Annotated in this window: 2 protein-coding genes and 1 pseudogene; 1 reads left to right on the top strand and 2 read right to left on the bottom strand. The window is 34.7% G+C overall.

The genetic code is table 11. The features are described 5' to 3' along the window. Positions 1–201: pseudogene (locus tag F6K22_RS25600) on the top strand (hypothetical protein); the annotation flags it as partial. Positions 202–409: 208 nt separating this feature from the next. On the opposite strand, the gene F6K22_RS25605 reads toward F6K22_RS25600, so the two are convergent. Beyond that, positions 410–1,438 (bottom strand): DUF3179 domain-containing protein, encoded by a 1,029-nt coding sequence (locus tag F6K22_RS25605; RefSeq protein ID WP_293104503.1) that lies wholly within the window; start codon positions 1,436–1,438, stop codon positions 410–412. 2,235 nt (positions 1,439–3,673) lie between these two features. Next, positions 3,674–5,926 carry an nSTAND1 domain-containing NTPase gene (locus F6K22_RS25610; protein ID WP_293104506.1) on the bottom strand — a complete coding sequence of 751 codons (2,253 nt, stop codon included), beginning with the start codon at positions 5,924–5,926 and terminating at the stop codon, positions 3,674–3,676. Positions 5,927–7,040: the final 1,114 nt, after the last annotated feature.

Here is a 7,040-nt window from a genome sequence, read left to right on the forward strand (position 1 = left end):
CCATACGGGTATGTACAAGATAGAGATGTAAATGCTGCAAGAAACATCCTACAAAAAGCACTATGTACGGTGGGGCACACCGGAACTTACAACGCTTGTGGAGACACGCCCTCTGGCTTGGTTGGTTTTGGCCTGTCAAGTGATGGTGAGTCGTTGAGCCAAGAATCCCCGTCACGAAGAGTGCGGGGAGTGTCAAATTAGTGGTAAATAGTTGCGTCTTCTTGCCTCTTCCCTATTCCCTGTTCCTTACTACCTATTATTACTTCTTTAGCGAAAAATTCTGTTGATAATTGACAAAAAATTAGGTCTCAAGCCTTCCCTTTTAAGAGCATAAAAAAGAAAATTCCGATTTTCAAGCCACCAGTTTCAGCGGTCTGTACTGATAACTGATAACTGATAACTGAAATGACTACTTTTCTCCAAAAAATGCAGGATAAACAAAAGCAAAAGCAGTGGAACTAGGAATAGTCTTACTATCAAGTTCTTCAACAATAACAGTTTCCATTTGACCATCCCATTTAGCGCGAATTTTTCGCCCATTAAACTCTACAATTTTTTCCCCTAATTGCTTCATTTCTGAATGTAAAAATTGAACACTACTACCAGAGAAATAATTTTGAGGTGTTTCTCCATCTGATTCCCAAACATAGCTAATAATAGACTTAGGATGTTCCCTAAGTTTCCCTTTATTTCTCACAGGAAAAATTAACATCTTATCGGTATAGTAGCTACCGTAAGGATAATTAAAATAGTCACGTTTATGACCTGTATCTGTAGAGAGAATTTTACTATTAGGATGTGCTGCCAACCACGCACCAAGAGTAGTTTTAATAGCAGGAATTCTCTTTAAACTACGATTAACATCTTGACCAATAATACCAATAGCCCAAGGTTGAGCATAAAGAGTATCATTGGCACGGTCATACATCACCAAACAACTTTGATAAAGTTTGCCAGAAACTCCATAAGTTTTACTGCCACGTTCAAATGTTACTATGGTGTCACAGAGAGGGCAATAAGTCACAGTAATATTAACTCCTCCTATTGTATCGTTAACAATTTCGTGCCAGTTCATAATGCCAAAAGGATAAGCAACTGCCTCACCATTTATTTCGATACCAATTACTGTTTCATTAGCAGAAAAAGCTGTTGTTTTAGCAGTATCAAATTTGGGATTATCAATAGAAGGTATACCATTTTTGGGCGGTCCGCCATCTAAAAGTTGAGCTAAATTAATGCGACTATATTTCTGAGGGTCAAGATCGAGATTTTGTGCTTGAACATATTGGAGTCCTCTATTTTGATTATTGAGATATTGTGTGAGATGAAAATATTGAAATTTAAAGTTATCTAAATTACCAGCTTTGGCTAACACAGCACTCAAACCCAAGCTGGCAAATAAAGTAGTATTAATGATGATTTTAGTTAGTGTTTTCATAAGCTATTTAAATCAGTAATAAACAAGCAAAAATTAGCTAAAAATTATGCTATACTTGCAGAATAATTCCGACTTCATAATTTAGTTTTGGATAGTTAGTAGACATAAATCTATTACTCTAAAAATCATGGAAAATATAGCAGATTTAAACTTGATAAAGTAGATAAAGTAAATTAGGGTAGTTGCCCTGGTAATTTAGTTATTAATTATTTATTAAATAAATTCTCTATGAAGTCGTACTTAATGTTGAGATATTCCCAAACCGTGGGTCTGGAAAAAGTATATTTAATACTAAATCAGTTGATAAAATTGACATCCTCCCCTGGTCAAAATACCTGATGGTGTGAAATTATCATCAATCAATCAAATAAACTAAGCTGCTTGAAATAACTTGAGCAGGTTGATACTTCAATCGAAAATGATATAATACCAATTTGAAAAAAGAATGTTACGAATAATCATCACTATTATAAAGACTCGATCGGAAATGTCTATTTGATAAAAAAGATAAGTTACGACATAAAAAATGGTATCAAACCTATTCATTCTCACTCCTGTACGTCGCCCTACCGACGGCTCCACTACCTGACTTATAAGAAATAGCCTAGCTATTTTTAGCAAACATTTATCAATTTGGTATAACTTAATCGGCAAACTGCTATATTAAGAAGTTTGATATTTTAACTAGCTATTAGCTAAAAGCATTTCCGTACCGGAATGCTCCACAAACAGCTAGCCTCCTGGGTCGTAACTTCGGCCTTCAGCTTTTTGAGCGATTGTTAAAATCCCCTGTTTCTATAAGCAGGATTGTTGAGTCGGGGTTGAAATCCCCTTAATAACTGATTAAAAATAATCTTGCTGACTGCTGATTGCTGACTGCTAACCGCTTTTTTAAGAATGGTCTACATACCTTAAATTAAACTGAGTTCAACATTAACTTAAGATAAATAATTACTATAAAAAAACTGAAACTTTTACCCTTATTTCCTTTTTATAGAATCTTTTATACACAACCAAAATATAAATGCTATAGCGTTTATAAACAAGGGTGAAATACACTTTTTTTTCTTATTTATTAGAACTGACTTGCCTAATAACGATTTGATTAATGTTTGTTGCAAATGGTAGAAGTAAGGAAGAAGAACGAAGGCTTTAGTTATATAGGATAGAAGGGGAAAATGATAGATATAGCTATCTAAAATCAACTGGAGCAGCTATTTTTCAGCATATATAGCAATCCACGCATAGGTTGCGAGTAATCAAAAAGTAAATACAAAAACTGAAGCTCTTACCTGTTAAGAGTTAAGTGTTCCCTGTTCCCTAAAAAGCAGTAAGATTTTTGACAGGAATAAAATAGGATTGCTATATGATCGAGATGTACCTTTTTGTAGCATTCTTTTTTCAAAGTAGTATAATCACTTTTTTCAACCGGGGTTAAATCCCAAATTGCTAAAAGTTGGATGGTTAGTATAATACCAATTTGACAAAAGAATGTTACGAATAATAAGTGTGATTAAAAGACTTTAGAAGAGATGTCCCTTTGACAAAGGGGTGCGACCCCGCGCCGTCTCACGGCGCAAACGACCGCTCTCTTGGTCGATTGGATATGGCGTTTCGCGTTCCGCACAACGCGCGTTTTTCATGTCGGCGACAGCCGAAACGCGGAGCGACTTGAATTGCGGAGCGGCTCTGCATTCTTCGGGAAACCTCGCCATCCCATCCTACGGACTGCTCCGCTTTCCGACCGCTCTCTTGGTCGATTGGATATGGCGTTTCGCGGAGCGACATGAAACGCGTAGCGTCCCGGAGGGAACGGAGACCCGCTCTTGCAGAGCCGCTCCGCTAACGCCATCCCATCCTAAGGTCATGCTCCGCTTTCCGACCGCTCTCTTGGTCGATTGGATATGGCGTTTCGCGGAGCGACATGAAACGCGTAGCGTCCCGGAGGGAACGGAAACCTCGCCATCCCATCCTTCGGAATGCTCCGCTTTCCGACCGCTTTTTCCCTTTTATTGGGGAGGCTTTAAAGGGTGAATTATTTAATTAATAATTATTAATTATTAATTATTAATTATTAATTATTCGGTAAGGATATTGGTTGCTAAATCAATTTCATAGTCAGGAGGTAAAGTGAAAAAATCATTACTTGTTTACCATTAACTAATTTTCTACCTCACCAGTATGATAATTGCTATATATATTCAATGGTTAACTTTTTAGTTCAAAATAAATTATCTAATCAATTCGCATCCATCTAAACATAGAAGCAATTGCTTGATCAAAAAAATTATTAGGTCTTTCTTGGAGCAATTTATGTTGTGCTAAATCTCTTTCTAACTCCAATTCAGCAATTAATTTTTCTCCTTCCTGTTCCCTAATTAATGGAATTAAATAATCATGGGCTAATTGATAATTATTTTCTAGTAAATCTGGCAGTAGTAAAACAAGTCCCTGGGCAACTAATACATCTAAAACTAAATCTATTTTACTGGTTTGTGTTGACAAATATGATCCTAATTCAACAGAAGTTTTGAGAGGACGAGTACCATTTTCATTGGTTAACAAGTATAAGACGAGTGTGGCTGTTCTTTCATTGAGAAAACCACAATCTTTAATGGCTGTATCTAAAAATTTTTGCTTCAATTTTTGCAGTGGATTATCTCCTAGCTTCTGGTATTTTTTAATATTTAAAATTTCTTCTGTTTGAAGTTGATTACCTACTACTTGTAATTCAATTGGACGTACTGTATTCTCTGTCGCACTCAAATCTTTTACCACTCGCTCAATTAAATCTGATTCCCAATTTAATTGAGTGATTTCAGTTAATTTTTTGATTATTTCTTGAGTATGATTTGCTGAAAAATTATTTATGTAGTAAAGAGTTTCCTTAGATAAAATTTCATGGTTAATTACTGCTTCTAAATTTGTTTGGCGTTCCCACTCTAATAAATAATGTAAATAATCTGTTTGAATGGATAAAATTACTTTGACAGAATTTAAACTTAAACAATTACGCAAAAATTGATAAAGTGGCAATCTTTGAGTTATTGTTGGACAAACAGTAAATAACTCTTCAAACTGGTCTAAAATTAATACTTTTAAATTATTTTTTTGATTGTTTTTAACCAATGTCTCTAGTACATATTCCAGATTCCAAGTTGTGGGGTCAGGATTTCTAATCCAATCAGTATTAACTTGCAGTGGTATGGGTAGAATTAGTTGATTATCGTCTAATTTTTCTTGGAGTAAAGCAGGTATTAAGCCCCCATTAAGTAAAGAACTCTTACCCACACCAGATGCACCATATATTACTATTAGTTGATGCTCTTTACTTTTGATTCTTGCTACTAATTTATTAACATCTTCTAAGCGACCGGAAGCTTCAATTTCTCTAGCAAGTATGGCACTACCATTAGAATCTTGTTGTGCTTGTAATGGATTTATACCTACAAAAGCTCTTAACCCATACTGATACTCAATTTTTAATTGTTCTTCTTTAATTCGGGCAGATTTTTCATATTCGTCTTGTTCAAAATAAAGCTTTCTTAATGCTTTTAATATGGAAATATAAGATTGCAAATCATGGTGTGGGTTGGTTTGCAGTCGCGCTTTTTCTAGTTGATTAATAGTAGCTTGCCACTCATTCAAATTCTGCTGAGATTCAGTTAAAATTGAGAGGTAAGAATTCTCAGCTTCCCCAATTTCTAGAGTTTCTCCCAGAGACTGATTTTGAATGGCAACTGCTAACTCTGCTAATTGACTAGCATGTGCCCATTTTGATTCGTGCATTGCAGCTTCAGCTAAAAATCCGTAATCTTGAGCAATTTGCTCTTCTTTACCATAAGTTAGATGTAAATCTAAAGCCTGTTGAGCAAGGTTATATAAATCGCTCCATGCTTCTAATTTTTTTAGAACTTCTCCTTTTTTACTAATAAATTTAGCTACTATCTCTTGCCGATCTATTTGACTAAATAAGTCTAAGCTTTGCTGGAAATTATCTTTTGCTTGCTGCCAATAATTATTTTTTGGTTTTGACTGGGTATTTAAAGTGCCTAAATGATAGTAACATAATCCTATATGGAACTGGACTGCACCTAATTTTTCTAGTTGATTATTCCTTTGTTGAGTTGCTATTTCTCCAGGTAAAATTTTTGTGCCATTTTGCCATATTGCTCTGCTCTTTTTAAAATGTGTTAATGCTGGCTCTATTTGACTATTAGCATAATTATCTCGACCAAGAATAAAATCTATATTCGCTGTTTGAAGAAGTGATAATTTCTGTCTTTTGTAGTTAATCTGTAAATCTTCAATAGCTGTTGCTAGTAGTTGACTTTCTCTGACACTCAGAATATCTGAGTTATTTTGAAACTGAATAATATTAGGATCGAAAATATGAGCCAAAATTTTATTGGTACAATCTTCAATTATATTAATAGCTGTAATAGAATTAGATGGAGTTAAGTTTTCTGATTTTTCTTGATATGTCATATCTAAAATTATTAATTTTTAGTAATAAGTAAAAGAGTCTCGATCGCTGTACTCTCCCGTCAGACATAGGAAGTTATCCCTCAGAAGTTTTTCAGCAAATTTGCCCGAAAATTTTACTTTCTATTTCCTAGGCGTTGAAATAGAGTTTAAGACTCCTAAAAGCCAAGTTAAAAGTCAGAATGCGTAAATTTTTCCTAAAGGTTCAGTCTTCGGATTCAGTAATTTTTAACTAATTAAGAATTAGTTCCGACTTTCCTGCGGAATGCGGAGCTAACACACTTCAAACTTCTGACTTCATCTGTAGCCCGCTATAAATTTCATTTGAGCGGATTAAAATTAGTGGCGAGTTTCAATATCCCACTAATTTTTATTTCTGACTTCTGAGTGCTGACTTCATGAATCCTCTTTGTCAATTCTGGGAGTTACTTTCAACCTTAATTCATTTTAGCACTTGTGAGGATTATCAGTAATATCAAATCCGGTAGCATTGGTGTAATTAGATAAGTCCTCAGGAGTCAGGAGGGAAGAGAATTTAGAAAGATTTAGCAATGACGCTCGTGAAGTGAACATTTTTTTATACCGAATTAACCGGATTTGATATAATACCATGCATGAAAAAAGAATGTTACGAATAATAAACACTATTAAAAGATTTTATCGGAAATTTTTATTTGACGAAAAAGATAATTTAGGACACAAAAAAATGTATCAAACCTATTCATTCTGACTCCTCATACTATGTCCGGATAATTAGTGATAAAAACACTTCTTTCTCCTAATACATTCTTTTCTCCTGACTCCTGACTCCTGACCGAAAAATTGTGGTCTCAAGCCTCCCCTTTTAAGGGGATAAAAAGCGATCGAGAGATGGCGAGAAAGCCTCGCCATATCTAATCGACCAAGAGAAAAGAGAATATTCCATATTTCAAGCCTCCTTATTGCAGAGGTACTGATAACTGTTAACTGATAACTGAAATGACTCCTCCCTAATTATTTATAACTGTTCATCCGAACATGATATAACTCCTGACTCCTAAGAAATACCCTAGCTATTTGTAGAAAACACTTATCACGCTTGGTATAAATATCAATATTTTTAAGGGGTTATATCAAA

Origin of the sequence: Okeania sp. SIO2F4 (genome assembly GCF_010672385.1) — a bacterium.
Taxonomy (GTDB): domain Bacteria; phylum Cyanobacteriota; class Cyanobacteriia; order Cyanobacteriales; family Microcoleaceae; genus Trichodesmium.